We start from the raw sequence: 24,526 nt of genomic DNA, 5'->3' as shown, positions 1-24,526 counted from the left end.
TTGTTATGGATAAGTTTAAGATTTTATTTTTTTTGTCTATAGTTTCTTGTTTTTTACACGCTTGTAAAGAAAAAGAAGCAGAAAAACCACCCCAACCCAATGTTGTAATTATACTTTCTGATGACCAAGCCTGGGGAGATTTAAGCATCAACGGTAATAAAAATATAGAAACACCTCATATTGATGGAATAGCTAATGCAGGTGCTATTTTTAATAATTTTTATGTTGCTGCTGTTTGTTCGCCAACAAGAGCTGAGCTTTTAACTGGGCGCTATAGTTTTAGAAGTGGTGTTTACGGTACCGGAGGTGGTGCAGAACGTATGGACATAGATGAAACAACCATTGCAGAGGTGTTTAAAAAAGCAGGATATGAAACAGCGGCTTACGGAAAATGGCATAATGGCATGCAGTATCCCTATCATCCTAATGCTAGAGGTTTTGATGATTTTTATGGGTTTTGCTCAGGGCATTGGGGAAACTACTTTTCGCCAATGTTAGAACATAATGGAGAAATCGTAGATGGTAAAGGGTTTATTATTGATGATTTTACCAACCATGGTTTGGAATTTATTGAAAATAATAAAAACAAACCATTTCTACTATATTTACCATATAACACACCACATACGCCATTGCAGGCACCTGAAGAAAATTGGACACATTTTAAAAACAAAGAGATTACCATGCTTGCCAATACCGATGATGAGAATTTAACAGAAACAAGAGCAGCACTGGCCATGTGTGAAAACATTGATGATAATGTTGGGCGTGTTATCAATAAGCTAAAACAGTTAAATCTTGAAGCGAATACCATTGTTTTGTTTTTTAGTGATAATGGCCCTGCAAAAGCTCGATGGAACGGCAATATGAAAAAAAGAAAAGGCTCTACCGAAGAGGGAGGTGTGAGGTCACCATTAGTAATGAAATGGCCTAAAAAAATTAAAGCAGGTACAAAAATAGAACGTTTGGTTTCTGCTATCGATTTATTGCCCACTTTAAGCGAATTATGTGGTATAGACTATAAAACAAACAAACCATTAGATGGAATAAGTTTTAAAAACACATTATTGGGTAACTCAGTAAAATTTAAGGACAGGTTCCTTTTAAATGCATGGAAAGACCAAATAAGCATTAGAACACAAAAATACCGTTTGTCTTACGATGATAAATTGTATGATATTGAAAACGATAGAGCACAACAAAACGATATTAGTCTAGATGTTCCTGAAATAAAAAATCGTTTAAAAAATAAGGCTTTGGCATTCAAAAAAACAATAAATGAAGAATTGCCAGAAATAGATGAAAGGCCATTTTTTGTAGGGCATCCTGATATGAAATTTACACAAATTCCGGCTCGTGATGGGAATGCCCACGGTAACATAAAACGTTCTAATAGGTGGCCTAATTGTTCGTTTTTTACAAATTGGGTTAGCCTTAAAGATAGCATAACATGGCAAGTAAAAGTACCTGAAACAGGACGTTTTAAAGTGAAATTATTTTACACTTGTCCCAAAGGGGACGAAGGTTCTTTGCTTCAATTGTCTTTTTTGGAAAACAAGTTGACCTTTAATATAAAAGAGTCTCATGACCCACCATTAATAGGAATGGAAAAAGATTTGGTTCCTAGGATTGAATCCTATGTTAAGGATTGGAAGCAGGTAGATATTGGGAACATAACACTACAAGAGGGTACAGGTGAATTAGCTTTAAAAGCTTTAGAAATGGCAGGAAAAAGTATCATGGATTTTAGGTTGTTGCTCTTTGAGCGCATTCCGTAAACACTAAAATTGAAATTTATATCAACTAAAAAATTTAACACGCAGGCGTTAAGTAAAAGCTATAATTTATTAGAATTATGAATAAAAATAATTTAACATTCTTATTGTTACTAAGCTGTTTTTTAATCATTTTAAAATCAGAAGCTCAAGAAAATAATTTACATCAATTTGGAGCTCAAGTGTTCATCGAACCAGGGCAAACCGAACAAGAAACCGAGGAATGGTTCAGGGTTTTAAAAGAAAACGGCATGAAGATTTGTAGAATCCGTATGTTTGAATCTTATATGCATAAGCCAGACGGAAGTTGGGATTTTAGTTTGTTTGATAGGGCATTTAAATTGGCAGAGAAATATGAAGTAAAAGTATACGCTACTTTTTTTCCATTAACAGAAAAAACAGACATAGGAGGCTGGAAATTCCCGAAAGACCAAAAGCAATTAGAGCAGTTTAGTGTTTACATTCAAAAGATGGTATCACATTTTGGCCAATTTAAATCGCTTTATGCTTGGGTATTGATTAATGAGCCTGGTGGCGGATTAAAAGACAATGATTTTTCACGACAAATGCGAACCCAATGGAATAAAGATAACCCTCAAAAGGAATATTTGCCTAATGGCTATCCCGTTTTAGCCGATTTGCAAGACTATCGTTTTAAGCGTTATATGACTTCGTGGATGCTCAATTGGATAGCAAAAGAAGTCAGGAAAACAGATAAAAATGTGGCACTACATGTTAATAACCATGCTATTTTTTCAAATGCACAAGAATACGATTTTCCATATTGGAGAACTTTTTTAACAAGTTTAGGAGGCTCTGCACACGCCAGTTGGCATTTCGGTCAGTTTTCTAGAGATGAGTATGCTTTGGCTATGTCGGCTAATAGCGAGATTATCCTTTCAGGTTCAGGTGATTTACCATGGATAATGACCGAGTTACAGGGGGGCAACAATACGTTTAGTGCTTATAATCCTATGTGTCCAACGGAAGAGGAAATAACACAGTGGCTCTGGACGGTAATAGGTACAGAAGGTGTAGGAAGTATTTTTTGGTCGCTCAACGCAAGAGCCTCGGGTATAGAAGCAGGAGAATGGGCATTGATTGATTTTCAGAATAAACCAACAGATAGAGTATTTGCTATTAAAGAAGTAAGTAAGTGTATAGATAGGAATGCAGATACATTTCAAAATATCAGAAAAGCAGAAACAGGTGTCAATTTGCTGTATGTAAGGGAATCTATATGGGCTGAGAATGTTCTAACTGAAGGTTTGCCAGCAGTTGATGATGGCAGAAAAACAGAAATGAAAGACTTATTAGGATATTTTCAAGCATTTTCCGAAATGGGTATTTCTCCAAATATTAAAGCGTTTGAAGAATTTGATTTTACAAAATCAGATTATGCAGGAACCACTGTTATTTTGGCAAACCAAATTTCTATACCAACTCGTTACGCATCACTTTTAAAGAATTATGTAGAAAATGGGGGGACTTTAATCATAGGAGGCCTGACTGCTTTTTATGATGAAAATCTTCACAATACCATGCTGTCTGGCTTTCCATTCAAAGATTTATATGGTGGAGAAATTTCAGAATTTAAGTATTTAGATGAACCCAAAACATTCAACGTTTTCAGTCATAAATTATCGGGAGAAAAATGGAAAGGCTTAATCACTCCAGAGAAGGAAAGCACGATATTGTCTAAAGACCAAGATGAAGTTTTGGCAATCCGTTCAAATTATAAAAAAGGAACGGTCATTTGGCTTCCAACCTTATTGGGAACTTATGCCAGAAACCAAACCAGTAAGCCGCTTTCAGCATTACTTATGGATATTTGTGATGTTACTAAGGATTTTAGATTTGAAGGGCATCACAGTGATGTGCTAATGAAGACGCTTAAGAAAGGCAAGCAATATGTAACTGTTATCATTAATAAAAACAAAGAAAAACAGGCTTTGGCTATTAGAACAGGCAATGAAAATCTAAAGCCTAAAATTATTTTCAGTAATAAAAATGGTATTTTGAAATCGGATAGCGTTGAAATCAACCCAGAAGAGACCATGGTTTTAATTTGGGAATAAACAAAGCGTCTGAAACTTCCACAAAATAGTGCTGTTTTTTGAATGATTAACGGTAGCTTGTAGGAGCGTAAAGGAGTATCTTTAACTACTTCGATGCGTTGTTATTAAGCGAACATAGCTCGAATATAATAATTAACTTATATGGAATTTTAACGTCCTAAAATATGAAAAGAAAGGTTTTAAAGATAATAAGGGCAGAGGGACAAGGAATTTTAGTAGCACTAAGTATCTTAAATTATTTTCAATCGTGAATAGGGTGTGGATTCGGAACATCACTTTAAGAATAATCCTGCGGTGGCCAGAAAGAAATTCGGGCTGGACAAGTCCGGTAAGAAAATTATATATCCATTTCTTATGAAGGACTACCCTAAACCATCAAATAAAACAACTATAAAATGAAGAATATATTTAATTATCTCACGCTATTGTTCCTTATTTGTATTTCCTGCGGAAAAAATCCGAAAGAGGATCAAGAAGTGGAGAAAATCGAAAACAATGCTGGGAACACTGTACATTTTCCAGAAGTTTCGGAGCCTATTCAATTAGTGGACAATGGCAAGGAACATTTGTACGCCAGTTATTATGGTATCAATTCCTTCAGTGCAAATCAAAAATATGCTACGGTATTGGAAACGGACATTAAGCATACTTTACCAACCGAAGATGAACCAGCCACACTGGGCCTGGTCGACTTGGATACCCAGGAATTTATTCCGCTAACCACTACGCGTGCTTGGAATTTTCAACAGGGATGTATGGCCCATTGGTTGGGTTCTTCCCCGGATTCACTGATTATTTATAACGACTTAAGGAAGGGGAAATTTGTGTCCATTATTATGAACGTTCATACCAAAAGGGAAATTAAAACAATTCCTTATCCCATCAGTGCCGTATCGCCCAATGGTAAAGAGGCTGTAAGTATAAACTTTTCCCGATTACGTCTTACCCGGCCCGGTTACGGTTACGGAGGAGAAGGCCAAGAAGTTCAGTCAGAAGTACGTTTTCCAGAAGATGATGGGATTTTCCTAGTGGATTTGGAAACCGGTAAGGCGAAATTGATCGTGTCCATCGCAGATGTGAAAGATCAAGTACCGGAAATCCCCGAGGATGGAAATGAATATTTCAACCATACCCTTTTTAGTCGCGATGGCAGTAAAATCTTTTGGCTGGCTCGTGCAAGGCCCAGACGTAATACCACTGCATTTACAGTGAACCGCGACGGTAGTGGGTTACAACGGTGTTTTCCCGATGGTTGGGGCGGCTCCCATTTTGATTGGTTGAATGATGATGAATTGATGATTACCAGCAAATACGAAGCTAAGCAAGATTCCCATGTTATGTTTACCGTTGGTAAACAGGATTACAAACGTTTAGGAAACGGACTTTTAGATTATGATGGCCACGGTACCTTTTCTCCAGACCAAAAATGGATGATAACCGATACCTATCCTCGAGGAAATGCCCTGCACGAGCAAAAAATTTACTTAATGGATATGAAGACCCAAGCGGTTTTACCACTGGGTAAGTTTCCTGAACCCGAGGAGTTCAAAGGACCGTGGCGCTGTGACATTCATTGCCGTTGGAGCCCAAATGGGGATATTATCGGATTCAATTCGGCCCATAGTGGTAGTAGGCAAGCATATATTATCCGGTTCACTTTTTAATCGTTATTGCCTATTAGAGTAACTGGAATTGTCCTATGAAACTATGGTCCGATTTTCTTAGAGAGCAGTGTAGTTTTGTGAACTCAGAACAGTTATAAAAAAGAGTTATAAAATGAGTGTTTCAAAAATCTTATTGTTTTGTAGCGTTATCTTATGTTCCTGTAATAACAGACAAAAGAAACCTGATACCGCATTAGGGGAAAAGCCGTTGAACGTTTTGATGATAGCTGTGGACGACCTGAACGGGTATCTTGGCTATTTGGGAGATCCCAATGCCATAACACCCCACATGGATACGTTGGCGGCCAATGGCACTTTTTTTACCAATGCCCACTGTCAGGCACCGCTGTGTGGACCGTCCAGGGCATCCATCATGAGCGGTCTCCGCCCCTCTACAACAGGAATCTATGGGATGATCAAAGATGATTTGATAAGGATAGATAACGAGCGGACACAATCAATCACATTTTTGCCGGAGTACTTTAAGAATAAGGGATACGAAACCATAGGGGTAGGGAAGCTGTTCCATACGTTCGCTCCCAAAGGAATATTTAAAGGTCCCGGAAGGTTTGTGGGTGAGAAACCGAATAACGATTTTGGTCCTGCACCTAAACATAGAATGAATTGGCCAGGATATCGCCCAGACGATAATAAGAAAATTGCCAGGACCAATACGGATTGGGGGGCATTCCCCGACCAAGATTCGTTGGTATCTGATTACAAGGCGGCATATTGGGTAAAAGAGCAGCTGGAAGCATATAATTCCAAGAAACCCTTTTTATGGCGGTAGGGTTCTTAAAGCCTCATGTACCTTGGCATGTACCCCAAAAATGGTTCGATATGTATCCGTTGGATAGTATTGTCCTACCTCCTTACCTTTCTGAAGATATGGACGATATACCTAGAATAGCGAAAGATAGCATAGACCATTTACCGATGATGCCTACGACCGAATGGGCCCTAAAAACCAATAATTGGAAAAAAATAATGCAGGCCTATCTGGCCTGTGTAAGTTTTGTTGATAGTCAAATAGGGGTGGTGTTAGAAACCTTGGAAAACGGGCCTCATGCGGAGAAAACCATTGTTGTATTATGGTCAGACCATGGATATCGTATAGGAGAAAAAGGAACATTTGCGAAACAGTGCCTCTGGGAAGAAGCAACAAGATCACCTTTAATTTTTAGTGGTCCAGGAATTCCAAAAAACAAGAAAATAGAGGCTCCTACAGAATTACTATCTATTTACCCAACTATGTTGGATTTGTGCGGCCTTCCTGAAAATAAAGAAAATGAAGGTTTGAATCTGGCTCCAATTATAAAAGGTAATGTAGCCAGTAATAATTCCTATGCGATTACCACCTATGGTTGGGGTAATCACAGTATTCGTTCTGGAAGTTACCGATATACCCAGTATGAGGACGGATCAGAAGAGTTGTATGATGAAATAGAAGACCCTAATGAATTTGACAACCTTGCCAACAAACCGGAAAGATCTAATATCAAGGACAGTTTACGGAAATTGTTGCCTAAAGTGAATACCCCTTGGCATAAATTCTCATCTTATGGGAAAGCGCCTTATTTTCAAGCGCAAAAAAAACGTATACGTGCCGAGGTCGAAAAAGTAGATGAGTGAATATGGATTTACCGTATCTTAAATAAATACTCCACCATTAATCAACCATAATTTATTTTTAAATTTGGTTTTCAATTATAATCTGTTAAGAAAATACAAGTTTATTCTATTTTTAATATTTCACTTCCAGCCATTAAAAAAGCACCTGTTCCAAAATTTTGCCAGCTATCATATGAGGCAGGTTTAGGACTAGCACCAATGTTTTGTACCCAACCAACCATACCATTTTTGTGTTGACATTTTTCTATGGCTTCCCACGTCTTATATACAACTGGTTCATAGGTTTCTTTATCTAATAAACCATTATTAATACCCCAAGCTAGTCCAAAAGTGAAAAACCCACTACCACTTACTTCTCCATGATTGTAGGTTTCTGGTGAAAGTAAGCTTGTTCTCCATAACCCATCTTTAGGTTGAATTTCTATGATTTTTTGAGACATTTCAATAAATAAGTTTTCATAGAATGCCCTACGGGTATAATCTTTTGGCATATCTTCTAAAATAAGAGCTAAGCCACCAATAACCCATCCATTTCCTCTTGACCAAAAGATTTTTTCACCATTATTTTCTTTTAAATCTTTGTCTGAATTATTCCGTATAAAACGAGTGTCCCTTGCAAATAGATGAGCCTCTTTATCATATAACAAATTATAGGTTTGCATGTAATTCGTATGCATTGCATCAAGGTACTTTATATCATCGTTTTGTTTGGCATAAACGGTTAAAACGGGAGGTGCCATAAATAAGGCATCGCACCACCACCAGAGTATTTTTTTTACGGGATCTGGATCTGTTCCATCTCGCCATTTGTTGGGTTCAAAAATGTGTTTTTGGATAAATGTTTCTGTTGGCTTTGTGTCCACTAAACCCTTCCATAACTTATTGCGTAAATATAAATAGGGATATGAAATTATTAAATCATCGGCATGGAAGTAACGAGTTGATGTTTGCCAATCATTATTATGCCCCATGTTTTTTAATGCTGCCAAAAAAAGTTGATTACCTGTTGCCATATGAGCACGAGTAACACCTGTGTAATAGGCGCCATTAGTCCAGTCAGTAGGTGAAGATTCGAATATGGGATGCTGCTCTTGCCATTCCATAGCTTTAACCATGGCAATTTCTATCTTTTTTTTATCAAGAACTTTTTGTCCAAAAGTGTTCAAAAATGTAATTAAAAAAAAGGTTAGAGGTATATAAATATTGGTTTTTGATTTCATTTCACTCTTGTTTTTTATGCTTGCCGATAAAACTTTGGTATATTTTAACAAAGCAAATTAAGTCGGCTACTTATTTTAGCTGAATTTTTAAAATTGAAAAGGAGAAAATTATGTTAGAGATTATAGAATTTAACGGCATTCAAACCCATGAGTTTAGCACGGTTTTCAGCAGAAAAATTACTACTATAGTTTTCCAATATAGTAAATTGCTCTTTATAGGAACAGGCCAATAGACTAACAGGCCAATCAGAGCCATACATGATTCTATCATAACCAAATGCTGAAACAACGGTTTCTATAAAAGGATTGAAATTGGCGTGTTTCCAATCGTTGTTTTTTGTTTCTGTTACCATACCAGATATTTTGCAATATACATTGGGGTTTTTCGCTAAATTTTCTATGTTTGTCCGCCATTTTTCATCAATTCCTTTTGAAATTTCTGGCTTTGCAATATGATCCAACACAAACTTTTGCTCTGGGAATTGTTCTACCATTTGGATGGCTTCTTCAAGTTGTGTATGGTCTATCAATATATCATATGTAAGTCCAAATTGATGTAATTTGGATATGCCAAACTGAAAATCGGGACACAACATAAAGTCTTTTGCTTCAGCCTGAACAATGTGTCTAATACCTTTAAGGTGTGGGTTTTTTGATAGGTTTTTTAAATCGTCTTCTATGGTTTCAGATCGTAAATCAAGCCATCCAACAACACCTTTTATAAAATCGTAATTTTCGGCTAGATACAATAGAAATTCTGTTTCGTGTATGGAATGACTTGCTTGCACGGCAATACAACCGTCTATATCATTTTTTTTTAAAACAGGCTTTAAATTATCTGGTAAAAAATCTTTTTTAAGGATTTCTTTAGTGCCATCAATCCATGGATAAGTTTTGGCGTCGTATTTCCAAAAATGTTGGTGAGAATCAATGGTCATACCTTAGGTTTGTAGTTTTTACATACCTGTTTAGAAACACCTAAACCTTCAATGCCAAGTTCCATAACATCGCCTTCTTTTAAGTACATAGGTGGCGTTAAGCCTAAGCCAACTCCAAACGGAGTACCTGTTGAAATGATGTCACCGGGTAAAAGCGTCATAAATTGACTGATGTGGCTTACCACATGTTGTACATTAAAAATAAAATCTGATGTGCTGCTGTTTTGCATCATTTTCCCATTTAATTTAAGCCATAGGTTTAAATTATTTGGGTCTTTAATTTCGTCTGTTGTAGCAATAAACGGGCCAACAGGAGCGAAAGTATCACATCCTTTTCCTTTGCACCATTGTCCTGATTTTTCAATTTGAAAGGCACGCTCACTAACATCGTTATGCAATACATAGCCTGCAATATGATTGAAGGCATCAGCTTCTTCAACATAAGAGGCTTTTTTGCCAATGACAATGGCCAACTCTACTTCCCAGTCAGTTTTTTCGCTGTTTTTAGGAATGATGACGTCATCATTTGGGCCAACCAATGCGGTAGTCGATTTGAAAAACAATACAGGCTCTTTTGGGATGTCCATACCTGCTTCGGCAGCGTGTTGTGCGTAATTTAATCCTACACATACGATTTTTGAAGGGCGCGTCAAAGGGACTCCTAAACGTGTGTCTTCAGAAATTTTAGGACAGTTGTTTTGGTTTTCTTTTAACCAAGCTCCAAGTTTTTCAATACCATTATTTCCGAAGAATGCTTCGTTATAATCTGTTCCAAATGAAGATACGTCCAATCGGGTTCCATCTTCTAATTGCACGCCCGGTTTTTCATGTCCTGTTGCGCCAAATCTAATCAGTTTCATATTTAATTTCCATTTAATTTTATAAATCCACCATCAATCGGGAAGTCTGTGCCAGTAATAAATGAAGCTTCGTCTGAACATAGGTATAAAGCTAAATTTGCTATTTCTTCTGGCGTTCCCATTCTTCCTATAGGTTGTGTTTTTGCCAATTTTTCAAACATTTCTTTCTCTTTTCCGGGATAATTGGCTTTTATAAACCCATCAACAAAAGGCGTGTGTACCCTTCCTGGAGAAATGCTGTTGCAGCGTATGTTATGTGTAAGATAGTCTTTAGCTACAGAATACGTCATGGTCAAAACAGCGCCTTTGGACATGGAGTAAGCAAATCTATTGTTAATGCCAACAGAAGCTGCTATGGATGCCATGTTTATAATAAGGCCTCCCTGTTTTTTCATCTCTGGAATAGCGGCTTTCATACAATTGTACATGCCTTTAATATTTACATTGTATATTTTATCAAAGTCAGCTTCATTCGTATTTTCAATGTTTCCAATGTGGGAAATGCCAGCATTATTGATGAGGATATCAATATGTTTTTTGCTGTTTATTTGCGAAATGATGTCATTGACATTATTTTGGTTGGAAACATCACAAATATGGGAATAGCATTTACCTTTTTTTTTGGTGATGTTTTTTATTGTTTCATCCAAACTATTGGAATTCAAATCCAAAATATGAACTTCAGCGCCTTGTATGGCCAAGGTAGTTGCAATGGCTCTGCCAATACCGCTACCACCACCGGTTACAATGGCTCGTTTTCCTTTAAGATCAAATTTCATGTATTTGTTGTTGATAGATATTAAGTAGTTTTTAAACCATTCAAAAAGACAAAAAATATTTACTTTAAACACAGCCTATCCTATCATATTCTATGTTTATTTTGTCAGTGTTTTTTAAAAATGTTAAATAAAAAGACCAATTTGATACGGCCTAAATGATAATAAATGGTGACATATGTTTTTTGAACAAGTATATAGGCAATATCGTTTAATGTTGGAAAATTTTAATTTATCTCACGTCGATACTCTTTTGGGCTATAGCCCATTATTCTTTTAAATTGCTTATTGAAGTGTGTGAGGTGGTTGTACCCTGATGAATACGCAATTTGTGCTATGTTTTTATTGGTGTCCTGTAAAAGTTTGCAGGCATGTCCTATACGTACCTCATTCATAAAATGCGTGTAGGTCATTTGGAAATGTTTCTTGAAAAACCTACAAAACGTTGAAGGGGACATGTTGACATGTTTAGAAATATCTTCCAATGGAATAGGCTCTTTCTCAAACCGCGTCATAATATAATCGAAGGTTTTATTGACCAAGACATAATCTTTATTTTTGGTTATTTTTGTAAAACCTTGGCTAGAAATTAGTTGCCTGTTTTTTAGCTTTGATATGCTGGATAGTAATTGAAATAATTCAATCATTCTATCAAAAGAATTCAAAGCAATCATTTTTTTTAATTTTTCAACAATGCTCCGATAGGCTACTCCTTTATAAGTGACGCCAAAATGAGAGTCTTTGAGAAGTTGCAGTATTTGGCGATTTTCCGGTAAATCAAAAAAACCTTTACCAAAAGCAGAATCTAGAAAATGTACTGTGAGCCCTTCCACTTTTTGTCCTTCATCAACTTGTACGCTATGAGGAACTAGAGGCCCTAACATGAAAATATCTCCTTCTGAAAAATTTTCAATAACGTTGCCAACAATGCGTTTGCCACTACCACCAATTATCACAGTTATTTCGTACTCATCATGCCTACGCATAAGAACTTCGGATTCTTCTCCATATTCTCTTGTAATGGAATATTCCTTTACTATAAAAGATTGCTCGTTGGATGGTGTCCATTTTTCAACTAAAGTTTTCATATGATTAAATAGGCTTATATTCAAGACTAAATATACATTTACTTATTTTATAAAACTAAAAAATGACAAAATAGTGCTATAAATCAATCTAAAAAAGCTATTTTTTGCTCAATTTGTCTATCCCAAACAAAACTTTGTACTATTAGAATCGTGTAACCTTATACGTTATGATTATGAGTAACTATTGTTGTTTTTGAACTTCTTGAGCAGTGATTTCGCTGATTTTTTTCTAATATTCTAATATTGAAATAAAAAAAGATGTTCTTTAAGACTTTTCTATGGTTATTTTGTCATTCTTGCCCGTTATATTGTTTGCCTGTTGCTTGTGAATTTCAACATTCTTTTAGATAGAATTGTGCACAATCCCCAATTGTAAATCATAAAAAAAGCAGAATATTTCTTGTGTAAAAGAAGAGTCGTAAGCTATAAAACCACATATTTAATTTTATGTGATTTGGTTTTTTTATGTTTTACAAAACAGATATGAATCAAAAACACGCATAATTTTTAGGTTTTACCATTTTCTGCAAAATAAGTTAAATCTCTGGTAAAATACTGCTATTTATATCTAATGTAAAATAATAATTTGGTCAAAATTAAATTATAACTAATTGATTTTAGGCTTTCAATGATGGGTTTTATAGATCTTGTTCACTATTGTTTTAACGACACAGAGTTTATAATGGTATTGTGAAAAGACCTGCATATTCAATTAAAACAAACTAAATATTTTTATTATGATCAAAAAATTTACATTTTTTTTGCTTTTTTTCATCGGTTTAAAGAGTTTGCTCTTTAGTCAACAAACCACCGATACCTATAATTGGAGTCGTGTAAATAGTGGAGGCGGCGGTTACATGACTGGCTTGCTTTTTCACCCGCAACAGCAAGGTTTGGTGTATGTAAGAACAGATATAGCATCACCCTTTAGACTGGATCCGGGAACAGATACTTGGAAATATCTGGGAGATAAATTTTCACCGGAGTTTGGTAAAGATCAAGGGGGTTCTGATGGTTTTGCTTTTGATCCAGCAGACCCTAATGTTATTTATGCTTTTATGGGACGTCCTGATGATTTTGGTAGTAAAGATTCTGGAGTTTGGAAATCTACAAACAAAGGTGAAGATTGGCAGTTGGTTCTTTCTGTATATTCTAGTGGAAACTATAAACCATCAGCTGATACTTCAATCCGATCTAATGGCGAACCTATTTTAGTAGACCCTAATAATTCAAATTATATATATGCGGGAACTACAAAAGATGGTTTGTATCGATCAACAACAGGTGGTGGTAAAAACACTTGGGTCAATGTGGCTAGTGTTCCCGCCGATCCAAGTCAAATAGGAACTAGATGTCTGGCTATTGATCCTAATTTTACCATGCCAGGAACGGGTAATTCACAATACGTTTATGTTCATGTCCGCGATCAAGGCGTTTTTTTAAGTACAGATGGAGGTGCTATCTATAATTTAATGCCTGGATCACCACTTACAGCTACCCGAATGAAGGTGGCTTATGACGGTGTTTTATATATGACAACCAAATCTGGTTTTTGGCGTTATATACCTGGAGTAGGAACGAATTATGCAAGCGGTGTTTGGGAAAATATATCTCCAGCAAATCCAAGAGGAAACTATAGGTCATTTGATATTAGGAATAGTTCTGGTGGCTCTCAAGTATTAGTTACTCAAACTGGAACATCTGGAAGTAAAGATGTGATTTGGAGAAAAAATGGTACTGCTGGTAGTTGGGAAGAAATGCGTGCAGATAATGGAGGCATTGTCCAGAACAATCCTGCAGATAATTACAATTATTTTAGATCACCAACCTCAAGTAATATTTCAGATATCCAATTTGATCCATTTTCTGATGACGTTTGGTTTAGTGATATTTATATGGTATGGCGAAGTAAAAACATATGGGCAAGCGTCATTGAAGTGGAGGCTATGTACAAAGGTTTAGCAAATACCATTACCATTGATCTTTCAAGTCCACCAGCTTCAGAGGAATATAATATGGGGACTTTATACACGGCACATCCTGATGTAGAAGGATTCAGATTCGATGATTTGGAGGCTGGATATACTACAAAATACTCCACTATTGGCCCTAATGCCACGAGTGTTGATTTTTGTGAAGAACAGCCACATTTTATGTACATAGCAAAAACATGGGGCTTCAATCCAAAGTATCAAGGCCGGATATTGCGATCAGATAACGGTATATCTGCATTACCACAACCAGGTGAAACCGCATTGTTTCCTGAAAATTATTTTATTTCTTGGCCTCATGACGATGCCAGTACGCCAGGTGTAAATGAAGGTTTAAACTTGGATGTGGGTGGTGCTAAATTGGCCGTTTCTGCAACAGACCCTATGAATGTTGTATATTTTTCTGGAGCAGATGCCAAAGGAACGCGGTACACGATGGATGGTGGTGCTACTTGGAACGATTGTGTAGGTTTGCCATCAGGAGGTTTTGTGCGCAGACAATGCAATGGCTGTAGTGAATATGATTTCCCAATGCCTATCGCAGCTGACAGAATAGCTGGAAATATTTTTTATGCCTATTATGATATTGACAATACGTTTTGGAAAAGTACCGATCATGGGGCTACTTGGGCAAAAATAGATCAAGCTAGTGATGATCTTCCGGCATGGACAGGAAGCAGCCCTTTCGATCCTTATCGATTGGCGGCAGCTCCTTATGTATCAGGAAACGTATGGATTGCATTAAGTGAAAATGGGTTATGGGCCTCATCAGACTTTGGTGAATCATTTTCAAAAGTCAATTATTTTAGTAAGGCCAATCAAATAGCTTGGGGAAAAAATAAACCCGGACAATCAAATCCTACGGCTTATGTTTATGGATTATCAGGCGGCCAGTGGGGCATTTATCGATCTACTGATATGGGAGCCAACTGGGAATTGATATCCCCAGCAAATTTACCCGGAGGATACCCAAGAACCATTGCCGGTGATCGTAGTGTTTATGGCAGGGTGTTTTTAGGTCAGGTTACCACAGGGGTTCGTTATGGTGAATTGGATACGCCAGCAGCACTGGATGAAATAGCGCAAGCGCCTGCTTTAATTAATGTAGAGGCCTTGAGCAGTTCTTCGGCTAAAATTACATGGACGGACAATGCTACTAATGAATTAAAATATAGGATTTTTAGAAAAATAGATGGTGAAGCTGAGTTTTCAAGAGTCGGCGTCACAGGTTATGACCAAACAGAATATATAGATAAAGATTTGACGCCTAACACCACTTATGTTTATTTAGTTAAAGCATGGAATGCCGCTGGTTATGTAAGTTCTGAAGAGGGTAGTGTGGTAACTCCAGACCCCATGTTGGGCCTTATATTATCATCGGCATGCAGTAAATACCCTAATTATGAAAGAAGATGGGAAATCAACAACCCTAACTTTTTTCCGGTAGAAGTCAATTGGGTTGTAAATACTACGGGAGAAACTGGAGAAACCACGGCAGCACCAGGAAGTTCTTATTTTTTTACTGAAACGGTCAATCCTACCGATACCGTTGAAATAACTTGGGTAGATGATAACAATGCTGAACAACAAACAAATGAAGATTCAACTGGTACACAATGTGATTTAGACGTTCCCCTTACACCAACGAATCTGTCATCCATTGTGTTATCAACCAAAAAGATAGAAATTACTTGGGACGACAACGCCACAAATGAAGAAGCCTATAAATTAGAACGTAAAACCGCAACGTCTGAGTTTGAAGAAATAGCTGTTTTGGGAACCAATATTTCGGGTTTTGTTGATTCTGATCTTAATGCAGAAACGGAATATACATACCGTGTACGCGCTTATAATGAATTCGGGCATTCACTTTACAGTGATGAAGTAACTGCTCAAACACTTTATAGAATTGTGAAAATAACCAATCTTCAAGGTAATTTTGATTTACAAGCTGTAAACGATAATGATGGAGGTAATGTAAACAAAGGAACTGCAGGAAGTAACAACAGACAAACTTGGATTATCAAATCTGAGCCAAATGGTTATATTTCATTTGAAAATGAATCCTCTGGTTTCTTTCTAACTAAGGCTTCAGATAATAATGCCATCCAAAAAGCTTACACAGGTGCCGATAACCAATTATGGAAACTAAGCAATACGGGTGATGGCAGTTCTTATTACATTAGAAATAAAGATGGTAATCAAGCTTTGGAGGGTAATGGATTCACTAGTGGGGCCAATGTGCAAATAGGGGCCATCAACTTTTTTGCGAAACAACGCTGGACATTTAAAGACTTAAATGAACTTGAAGTAGTGACCTTGACGAATGAGCAGGATGGCTTATATGACTTAACGGCGGTAGATAATTCAGATGGCGCCAATGTAAATAAAAAAACACCCGAAGCAAATGAATTGGGGCAATGGAAAATTGCCTATGCTAAAGGAGGGTATTATACCTTGCAAAATATGTCTTCAGGATATTACCTGACTGCAACTGGATTGGTCGACGATTCAAATGCATTTCAAGCAGCTTTTGATGGAACTGATGCGCAGTTGTGGGAAAAATCAGGCTGGAGCAAAATTACATTGAAAAATAAATTAAGTGGATTAGTGTTGGATGCAGACGGCTTTTTCAGCGGTGCCAATACACGTGTGTTTCAACAAAATTATTTCGACCGCCAGAAGTGGGCAAAAAAATCAATTTATGCTAGCAAAATTCCTGAAAATTTAACGGCTAGTAATAATAATGGTTCGGTTAATATGTCTTGGGAAAGCTCAGATTTAAAAACGGTAGGGTACCATGTTTATAGATCTACGGTTTCAGGAGGGCCCTATGTTAAAATTAATAACAGTATTGTAGAGTCCATGGATTTTGTAGATAGCGATATCGAATCAGAAACTACTTATTACTATGTGGTTGTTTCCGTAGATCGTTTGGCAAATGAGTCTGTTTACAGCAATGAAACTTCTGTAAGCACCCCTATTTTAGGAATTGAAGATGCGGATTTGATACAAAAAAATCGAAAGGATTTAAAGATTCTTCCTAATCCTGCAAATGATTATTTTGAAATACTTACAGATGCCAAAATTTTAGATGTGAAAATCATTAATATAAATGGTCAGATTTTGATAGACAAAACCTATTCAAAAAATGATAAAAACACTCGCATTGATGTGAGTGCATTACCTTCAGGTTTATATGTGGTTATGACTCAAACCGATAATGCTGTTTTTAGAAAAAAACTGGTCGTGGAATAGTTGGCCAAGGTATATATATTAAAATCAAAGAGGCTGCATTTTAAGACAGCCTCTTTTTTATTACGCTTTCTATATTATATTTTTTTTAAAAAACAAATCAAAAGGTACATCTAAGATGATTATTACCATAAAAAATTAGGTGCCCAACTAGTACTGTAAACAAAATAGGTCAATTATCTGCCAAGATAATTCTACTTGATTATGGGCTAATATCATAATTTTACGGCTTTAGCTATTGGCGTATGTAAGATGAGGGATTTGTTATGTATGTAATTTCGAAATGAATAGATATCGTGAGCAATACTTACTGTTTTACGTAGGCTTTGAATTAACCTCGAATTGAATTTTTGACAATGCAAATACTGCTAATATGATAGATTCAATAGATTTCTCTTCAATATAAACAAAATTTAAAATGGAAAAAATTTCAAACTTTATTATTTATTCGTTCTTAGTACCTATTGTATTAATTACAATAAACACAGTTTCAGCACAAACAGTACTTCCAGATGTGAGTAATGTTAACGGAGCTTATATTGATGAAAGCGGTATTTCTAATATCATCTATGTCCGTCAGAACGGTGGCAACAATGCAAACAGTGGCAAAAGTTACAATGATGCCAAAAAAACAATCACTGCAGCGTTTGATGTTGCATTAAATGATTTAGATGCTGGCATAAAAACAAAAATCCTTATTCATCCTGGTATTTATCGTGAATCTTTAGGGACTGTAGATTTTTCGTTAAATAATAACCGAAGACATACACCCTTGGTAATAGAGGGAACAAACGAGGCTCAGGTTGTTTGGAGTGGTGCCGATGAATATGCTCCAAACACATGGACTAACCTAGGAAATGGTGTGTATCGACACAATTGGTCTTATGATTTTGGAAATTATACACCAACATTTGGACCAAAAGCAGAGGTTGCAGTTCGTAGGGAATTAGTAGTGGTTAACGGAAATATGATGAGACAAATCCCTCTTGAACGATACAACATCACTGGCGGGGGTAATTTCTTTGGTAATATAGAACCCATATCTTATGAATATTATGGATTTGATGACCCGGCAACAAGTCTGAGTGACTTTTCCTTTGGTGTAGCTGAAAAAGATGAAAATGGAAATTATATATACGTAAAGGTTCCTTCCGGATTCGATTGGTCATCTGCAAATATAGAGGTAGCTACCCGATATACACTCGGCAAGTTTGAGAAGAAAAATGGCTTGGTTTTTAGAAAAATAACTTTTAAGAATTGTGCAAATAATCATGACGATTTTGGAAATGTGGGGGCTTTGCGTTTTGGAGATTCCTATAAATGTATCAATATAAAATTCGAAAATTGCACGTTTACTCAAAATAGTGCCAATGGCCTAAAACCAAATGGAAGCCATTGGACTTTGCGATCATGTAAATTTAATTATAATGGTAACAATGGTATCAGTTCCAGCGTAAGCAAAAACTTGTTGATAGAAAACTGTGAATTCAATTTTAATAATTGGCGAGGGTATGCCTTTGGAGATCGTAAGGGCGGTATTTCTTGGTATCTGGCAGGAGCCAAAATCCACGACTGTGATGGTGTGATTGTAAGAAGTTCCAAGGCTATTGGAAACCATTCCAATGGTCTGTGGTACGACGTACATGTAAAAGACGTTCTAACAGATAATTTTATTTCATTGTATAACCGACATGGTTTAGCAATAGAACTATCTAACGGTCCTTATTTGATTAATCGTTCGATTTTAGCATACCAGTTAAATAACCCGTTGAACTATAGCATCATCGGAGACGCAAACCTTACTAATTCAATACTCTTATCAAACAGTACCCAACGTGGAAACAATGGAAGGGATGGTGCGGCATTGGCTATCCAATGGTATGACAGAACCGATAACCATGCAAGTAAAGAATTGGTTTTGGCAAAGCCATTTATTACAGAAAATAATATTATAGTAAAAGAGAATAGTACCGATCCTGGTCAAACGATTTTTCAGGATATTTGGCCTTCTGGTAGTAAAACTGAAAATTATGAATATAAGGGCATTGAGAATATTTATTATGGTGCAAAATCTAGTACAGCTTTTCACTCTAGTGGTTACGGCTTTAATCCTGGAGGAGATGGTGACCTAGATTGGTGGAAAACTGCCTGGAAAGTAGAATCGGACAATTCTACTTGGCAGGATCCAAAAATTGCAGATGCACCCAACGGAGACTTTACTTTCGAAAACGCAAGTCCTGTAAAGCCTAAAGAATACTATTTTCCTCAATATAAACTACCCGAGGCAGTTGCTAATGAGATTAATGATTTTTTTACATGGACAACTTGGAATGATAAAACAGGATCTATTCCTTCTGGTTTTACTGGTAATATTGCACCTTCTGTAGCAATTGATTTTGAGACTCTTTACCATGACCAGATTGTTGAGAGTGATACAGATTTGAATATCAAAGTAGCTGCTTATGATGATGATGGAACAATATCGCAAGTCGAATTCTATGATGGAGCTACACTATTGGGAACAGATAGTAGTGCTCCCTATGAGTATATCTGGGTATCTCCACCAATTGGTACAAACTCCATCACCGCAAAGGCAATAGATAATAGCGGTGCCTCAAGTAGCCATAGGGTAACTTTTGAAGTCGTAGATAGTTCGTTATCTACTGGTTCTATAAAGCCTCTAAATGATTCATTAAAAATTATTCCAAATCCTACCAGCTATAACGTTGAAATTCTAACCGAAGCAAGAATACTAGAGATTAAAATTGTTAATTTAACAGGAAAAACTTTACTTTATAAAGATTATTTAGAAGGTGTAAAAAAACCTATTCTTGATGTTAGCGAACTCCAAACTGGTTTATATCTTGTTGTTGCTAGAACAAATAGTGGTGTTACCACAAAAAAGCTAATTGTAAACAGTAAATAGGTAGCAAGTGATAGGTGCGCAATAAAAACTATTTTGGTTTATAAATTTAAATAAAAAACCCGATATAGATTATGCTATCATCGGGTTTTCTTTGAATCTAAAAAGGGGGTTAGCGTCTGCTTTTTAAGTATTTGATAAACTCTAACGTCCCATATTCCCATTTAGGAATTTGATGGCAATGATTTACCCAATTTTGCAGTGTTCCTAGATGTTTGGAACGGATAGTTACAGCATCTCCTATGTGATGTGTAAATCCTTGTCCTTTGGCATTTCTGTCTTTAGTTGGCGCAAACATAGTGCCGCAGAATAAGACCAACCCGTCAGGATATTGATGGTTTTTTCCAATGGCTTGGTTTACCAATTTTTGTGGAGACCTGCTTATTTTGGACATATGGGAACTTTGTTTGAGATGAAACGCATCGGTTCCAGAAATCTCTATGTCAATAATTTCATTTTCCAATGTTGATAGCGTGAAGCTTTCATCAAAAAGACGAAACATAGGGCCTATGGCACAAGAGCCATTTTGGTCTTTGGCTTCGCCTAATAAAAGCGCACTTCTGCCTTCATAATCACGTAAATTGACATCATTGCCCAAAGTAGCTCCTATGATTTGTCCATTATTGTTAACCACTAAAACAACTTCTGGTTCTGGGTTATTCCAATTGGAATCTTCCAAAACACCCACTTGAGCGCCATATCCAACAGCAGAAAGTGGTTGGGATTTTGTGAAAATCTCAGCATCTTTTCCGATGCCAACTTCAAGATATTGCGACCAAATGCCTTGATTTTGTAACTCTATCTTTAAAAGCTCGGCAGCTTCTGAGCCTGGAACAATTTTACTTAAATCTGTTCCTATTTTTTTGATGAGCGTTTCTCTAATTTCAAATGCTTTTTCAGGATTTCCTTGTGCTTTTTCTTCAATAACCCTTTCTAATAAACTGTCAATAAAAGTTACGCCACAAGCTTTTATGGCCTGTAAATCGTTGGGTGCTAAAAAGTAGGGAACGTTTTCATCTTTATTTGTATAGATGGAATTTTGTATAATGTCTTCAAGATTACCTATACTATCAAGTGTGTGCGTTTTTTTTAAAATCTGAGGGAAATCAGGGCAATTTATCAATTCTGCTGTGGCATCATAAAAAGGAGATAAGTCATAAACCTTTCCGTCTTTAGCCATCACCACATGAGGGCCAGCTATATTGTTATAGGAATTGGATGAAGGCACAAAACACCTTCCTATCCAAATGCCATCCTTTGCATTATTAGGAATAATCATTTTATTCATTTTAAATTAATCTATAGAATCAGTGGTGTATTTACCATTAATAAGACGCATAATGCCTCTTGTGTTTTTATTTTGAAGTGCTTCAGGCAGGTTTTCTTGAGGTGCAGATTGGTAACAAACCACACGACAAAAGCGTTCAATAGCAGTTGTGCCCACCGAAGTTTCTTTACTGAAAGTAGAAGATGGGTAAGGGCCTCCATGATGCATGGCATGGCAAACTTCTACGCCTGTTGGAAACCCGTTATAAATAATGCGTCCTATACTTTGCTCTAAAATATTCTGAAGTTCAAAAGCATCTTCATCATTATCTGTATGGATGGTTCCAGTTAGGTGTCCCGTAAGATTCTTAGCTGCTTTTTTCATGTCTTCCATATTCTCACATGTAATAACTAATGCGGCAGGACCAAATATTTCTTCCTCAAATTTTGGGTTTTCAATAAAATCGGTAGCTTTAATGGTCAATATGGCTTTTTTGTCAGCTTGAAGCAACGTATTTATTTTCGAATCAGATTGTAAATGAGAAATACTATTTTTAAAACTATCAGCAATATTTTTATTTAAGAAGTTGCCAATTGTGGTCGCTTCCAAAGCAGTATTTAATGCCTCTAAAAAGGGTTTTGTAGATGAGGTTGTGGGAACAAAAATCAATCCGGGTTTGGTACAAAACTGTCCAGTGCCTAAAGTGATGGATGCTGCTAAATTTTGAGCTATTGTTGTGGTGTTTTTTTCTAAAGCATTAGGTAAAACAAACAAAGGGTTCGAACTTCCCATTTCTGCATATACAGGAATTGGTTTTTCTCTGGAAGCTGCTAAGTCATAAAGAATACGTCCCACTCTGGTGCTTCCTGTAAATCCAACGGCTTCTAGTTTTTCTGCCTTAACCAAAAGGGTGCTTAAATCATTTGAAGCGCCTTGTAACATGCTAAAAACACCTAATGGAATATCGCATTTTTTCATAGCTTCTACTACAGCTCTAGTAGAAACTTCGGTAGTAGCGGGATGGCTTGGGTGTCCTTTTAAAACAACCGAATTTCCTGCGGCCAAAGCTGATGCTGTATCACCCCCTAAGGTTGAAAATGCCAATGGAAAATTAGACGCTGAAAAAACAGCAACAGGCCCCAGCGGTCTAAAAACTTTACGGATATCTTGTTTTGGCAAAGGGGTGCGTTCTGGAATGGCAGTATCTATCACGGCTTTTTGCCAGCTTCCGTCTTTAACCAATGCTGCAAATGCTCTTAATTGTCCGCAGGTACGTCCTAATTCTCCTTTTAATCTTGGTAAGCCTAAGCCAGTTTCCAAATCGCAAATTGGTAAAAGTTCTTCTTCTGCGTCTTCTAAACAATCTGCAATACAATTTAAAAACTCAGCACGTTTATCTAAGTTAAAATCTTTATAGGCTAAATAGGCTTCGTACGATGCATTTACCGCCGATGTTATTTGATGTTCATTGACTTCTTGTATTTCATAGAGTGCTTCATGGGTTACGGCATGGTAAGATTTAAAAGTTGATTTTTCACCTGCTGTCCATTTTCCTGATATAAAACTGTTTCCAGTTATTTCATTGATTTTCATAAAATAAAATTTATATTTAAAATCGTTTTTATTTTGATTATAATTATTTACCCAAATCTAACGTGGGTATTTCAGAATGTCTAATGTTTTAAGCCCAATAACTCCCATTTTTTTGCTTTATTACATTTCCATAAAAGTGGATAAACTATAAATTTCTAGGTTTTGTGAGTATTTCACTTTTTGGAATTAAGTCCAACTAATTAAGTCCAATAGGGTTTTAAAAATAAATATTTTCTTTTCCATAGCCTACTTTGGTCAATATAGTGTTTCTAATAGGTCAAATAGTGTAAATTACTCTGTCGTGGAGTTTGTAATTTTGATTTTCCCTATTTGTGCTTTGTCACAACAATAGAAGTAATAAAAATTAAAAAAAATGACAGTAAACAAAGACATTAGCATCCGAGATGCAAAAATATATACTGCCAAAACGGCGTTGAAAAAACCTATTTCAGATGCCACTCATACGCTCAGCGAAATTTCATTTGTAATATTAAAGATACAGCTGGAGAACGGTATTATTGGCGAGTCGTATTTGCTGTCTTTTCAGTATTCGCCTAATGCAATAATAGGGGCTTTAAAAGATGTACTTCCTGTTATAAAAGGGTTCAAGGCCAACGAAACTGGAGTTGTTTACAGAAAGCTTGATGATTTAGCAGAATACTTTGGTAATCAAGGTCTATTAAGATGGGCACAAGCTGCCGTAAATATTGCTATGTGGGATGCTTGGGGGAAATACTTAAATCAACCCATACAGCAATTATTGGGAACTCATAAAGAAAAAGTATCCATTTATGGAAGTGGAGGATGGATTTCTTATACTGTTGATGAATTAATAGAAGAGGTTACCAATTACGCAAATCGAGGTTTTAAGGCTGTAAAAATAAAGGTAGGTTCTCCTAAAGTGAGTACGGATATAGAGCGTTTACGATTAGTTCGTGAAGCCGTGGGGCAAAAAGTTGATATTATGATGGACGCCAATCAGGGTATGGACTTGCCCTCTGCAATAAAATTGGCAAATGCTGCTAAAGATTTAAATATTAATTGGTTTGAAGAACCTGTGCATCATCAGGATTTCCAGTCTTATCAAATTTTAAAAAATCAAACTGGTATTTCGTTGGCTATGGGCGAGCGTGAATATGATACATTGCCATTAAGAGAGTTGGTAACACGCAATGCTTTGGATATTTGGCAACCCGATATTTTAAGAATAGGCGGTGTAGAGGCTTGGCGAGAAAGTGCTGCCTTAGCAAAAAGTTTTCATTTGCCTGTGCTACCGCATTATTATAAAGATTATGATGTGCCTTTGCTTTGTACCATTTCAAATGGTGTAGGAGCAGAGTCTTTTGATTGGGTAGATCCATTAATAGATAACCCAATGTTGGTAAAAGATGGTTATGCTATGCCGCATGATTTACCAGGCTGGGGTTTTAATTTTTTAGATGATCATTTAACAGAAATTAAATAAA

General features: G+C 36.4%; 15 protein-coding genes. 8 read left to right on the top strand and 7 right to left on the bottom strand.

The window, feature by feature from the left end; genetic code table 11:
* The first annotated feature begins 5 nt into the window (after positions 1-5).
* The 5 genes from CLV33_RS02110 (at position 6) to CLV33_RS17825 (ending at position 7,149) form a co-directional block, all read left to right on the top strand.
* Entirely contained in the window at positions 6-1,778 is a 1,773-nt protein-coding gene (locus tag CLV33_RS02110; protein WP_105472510.1) for an arylsulfatase, read from the top strand.
* A 77-nt stretch (positions 1,779-1,855) separates the two neighbouring features.
* Positions 1,856-3,853, top strand: a complete 1,998-nt coding sequence (locus CLV33_RS02105) for a beta-galactosidase trimerization domain-containing protein (RefSeq protein WP_105472509.1) — start codon at positions 1,856-1,858, stop codon at positions 3,851-3,853.
* Between the two features lie 395 nt (positions 3,854-4,248).
* Entirely contained in the window at positions 4,249-5,517 is a 1,269-nt protein-coding gene (locus tag CLV33_RS02100) for a TolB-like translocation protein (protein WP_146109701.1), read from the top strand.
* Between the two features lie 112 nt (positions 5,518-5,629).
* Complete coding sequence (locus CLV33_RS17830; RefSeq protein WP_105472507.1) at positions 5,630-6,307, top strand: sulfatase-like hydrolase/transferase; 678 nt, start codon at positions 5,630-5,632, stop codon at positions 6,305-6,307.
* Entirely contained in the window at positions 6,298-7,149 is an 852-nt protein-coding gene (locus tag CLV33_RS17825; protein ID WP_105472506.1) for a sulfatase-like hydrolase/transferase, read from the top strand. The genes CLV33_RS17830 and CLV33_RS17825 overlap by 10 nt, the downstream gene beginning before the upstream one ends.
* Positions 7,150-7,250: 101 nt before the next feature.
* Here CLV33_RS17825 and CLV33_RS02085 read toward each other — a convergent pair whose 3' ends face one another.
* From CLV33_RS02085 to CLV33_RS02065, 5 genes are all read right to left on the bottom strand, one after another.
* The gene (locus CLV33_RS02085) at positions 7,251-8,369 is read right to left on the bottom strand and encodes a glycoside hydrolase family 88/105 protein (RefSeq protein WP_105472736.1); all 1,119 of its coding nucleotides are present in this window, start codon (positions 8,367-8,369) and stop codon (positions 7,251-7,253) included.
* A 113-nt stretch (positions 8,370-8,482) separates the two neighbouring features.
* Entirely contained in the window at positions 8,483-9,307 is an 825-nt protein-coding gene (locus CLV33_RS02080) for an amidohydrolase family protein (protein ID WP_105472505.1), read from the bottom strand.
* Entirely contained in the window at positions 9,304-10,167 is an 864-nt protein-coding gene (locus CLV33_RS02075) for a fumarylacetoacetate hydrolase family protein (RefSeq protein ID WP_105472504.1), read from the bottom strand. The genes CLV33_RS02080 and CLV33_RS02075 overlap by 4 nt, the downstream gene beginning before the upstream one ends.
* A gap of 2 nt (positions 10,168-10,169) precedes the next feature.
* Positions 10,170-10,946 carry an SDR family NAD(P)-dependent oxidoreductase gene (locus tag CLV33_RS02070; RefSeq protein WP_105472503.1) on the bottom strand — a complete coding sequence of 259 codons (777 nt, stop codon included), beginning with the start codon at positions 10,944-10,946 and terminating at the stop codon, positions 10,170-10,172.
* Positions 10,947-11,170: 224 nt separating this feature from the next.
* Complete coding sequence (locus CLV33_RS02065) at positions 11,171-12,031, bottom strand: AraC family transcriptional regulator (RefSeq protein WP_105472502.1); 861 nt, start codon at positions 12,029-12,031, stop codon at positions 11,171-11,173.
* 761 nt (positions 12,032-12,792) lie between these two features.
* Here CLV33_RS02065 and CLV33_RS02060 point away from each other — a divergent pair.
* Both CLV33_RS02060 and CLV33_RS02055 read left to right on the top strand, forming a co-directional pair.
* Positions 12,793-17,280, top strand: coding sequence for an RICIN domain-containing protein (locus tag CLV33_RS02060; RefSeq protein ID WP_170063954.1), 4,488 nt, complete (start codon positions 12,793-12,795; stop codon positions 17,278-17,280).
* A 415-nt stretch (positions 17,281-17,695) separates the two neighbouring features.
* Positions 17,696-20,203 (top strand): Ig-like domain-containing protein, encoded by a 2,508-nt coding sequence (locus CLV33_RS02055; RefSeq protein ID WP_105472500.1) that lies wholly within the window; start codon positions 17,696-17,698, stop codon positions 20,201-20,203.
* Between the two features lie 109 nt (positions 20,204-20,312).
* Here the strand turns inward: CLV33_RS02055 and CLV33_RS02050 are convergent, their stop codons facing one another.
* On the bottom strand, positions 20,313-21,479 hold the full coding sequence (locus tag CLV33_RS02050; protein ID WP_211297526.1) for a fumarylacetoacetate hydrolase family protein: 1,167 nt from the start codon (positions 21,477-21,479) through the stop codon (positions 20,313-20,315).
* A 15-nt stretch (positions 21,480-21,494) separates the two neighbouring features.
* Positions 21,495-23,060 carry an aldehyde dehydrogenase (NADP(+)) gene (locus CLV33_RS02045; RefSeq protein ID WP_105472498.1) on the bottom strand — a complete coding sequence of 522 codons (1,566 nt, stop codon included), beginning with the start codon at positions 23,058-23,060 and terminating at the stop codon, positions 21,495-21,497.
* 373 nt (positions 23,061-23,433) lie between these two features.
* Here CLV33_RS02045 and CLV33_RS02040 point away from each other — a divergent pair, with 373 nt between their 5' ends.
* Positions 23,434-24,525, top strand: coding sequence for a mandelate racemase/muconate lactonizing enzyme family protein (locus CLV33_RS02040; RefSeq protein WP_105472497.1), 1,092 nt, complete (start codon positions 23,434-23,436; stop codon positions 24,523-24,525).
* The last annotated feature ends 1 nt before the right edge of the window (position 24,526 follow it).

This window comes from Jejuia pallidilutea (assembly GCF_002973595.1).
Taxonomy (GTDB): Bacteria; Bacteroidota; Bacteroidia; order Flavobacteriales; family Flavobacteriaceae; genus Jejuia; species Jejuia pallidilutea.
Note: the sequence above shows the minus strand (reverse complement) of the source record. Positions and strands in the feature narration are given on the sequence as shown.

Bases quoted from the DNA above. Each gene is read 5' to 3' on its own strand.
- CLV33_RS02110 (WP_105472510.1), top strand. From the start codon at position 6: ATGGATAAGTTTAAGATTTTATTTTTTTTGTCTATAGTTTCTTGTTTT.
- CLV33_RS02105 (WP_105472509.1), top strand. From the start codon at position 1,856: ATGAATAAAAATAATTTAACATTCTTATTGTTACTAAGCTGTTTTTTA.
- CLV33_RS02100 (WP_146109701.1), top strand. From the start codon at position 4,249: ATGAAGAATATATTTAATTATCTCACGCTATTGTTCCTTATTTGTATT.
- CLV33_RS17830 (WP_105472507.1), top strand. From the start codon at position 5,630: ATGAGTGTTTCAAAAATCTTATTGTTTTGTAGCGTTATCTTATGTTCC.
- CLV33_RS17825 (WP_105472506.1), top strand. From the start codon at position 6,298: ATGGCGGTAGGGTTCTTAAAGCCTCATGTACCTTGGCATGTACCCCAA.
- CLV33_RS02085 (WP_105472736.1), bottom strand. From the start codon at position 8,369: ATGAAATCAAAAACCAATATTTATATACCTCTAACCTTTTTTTTAATT.
- CLV33_RS02080 (WP_105472505.1), bottom strand. From the start codon at position 9,307: ATGACCATTGATTCTCACCAACATTTTTGGAAATACGACGCCAAAACT.
- CLV33_RS02075 (WP_105472504.1), bottom strand. From the start codon at position 10,167: ATGAAACTGATTAGATTTGGCGCAACAGGACATGAAAAACCGGGCGTG.
- CLV33_RS02070 (WP_105472503.1), bottom strand. From the start codon at position 10,946: ATGAAATTTGATCTTAAAGGAAAACGAGCCATTGTAACCGGTGGTGGT.
- CLV33_RS02065 (WP_105472502.1), bottom strand. From the start codon at position 12,031: ATGAAAACTTTAGTTGAAAAATGGACACCATCCAACGAGCAATCTTTT.
- CLV33_RS02055 (WP_105472500.1), top strand. From the start codon at position 17,696: ATGGAAAAAATTTCAAACTTTATTATTTATTCGTTCTTAGTACCTATT.
- CLV33_RS02050 (WP_211297526.1), bottom strand. From the start codon at position 21,479: ATGATTATTCCTAATAATGCAAAGGATGGCATTTGGATAGGAAGGTGT.
- CLV33_RS02045 (WP_105472498.1), bottom strand. From the start codon at position 23,060: ATGAAAATCAATGAAATAACTGGAAACAGTTTTATATCAGGAAAATGG.
- CLV33_RS02040 (WP_105472497.1), top strand. From the start codon at position 23,434: ATGACAGTAAACAAAGACATTAGCATCCGAGATGCAAAAATATATACT.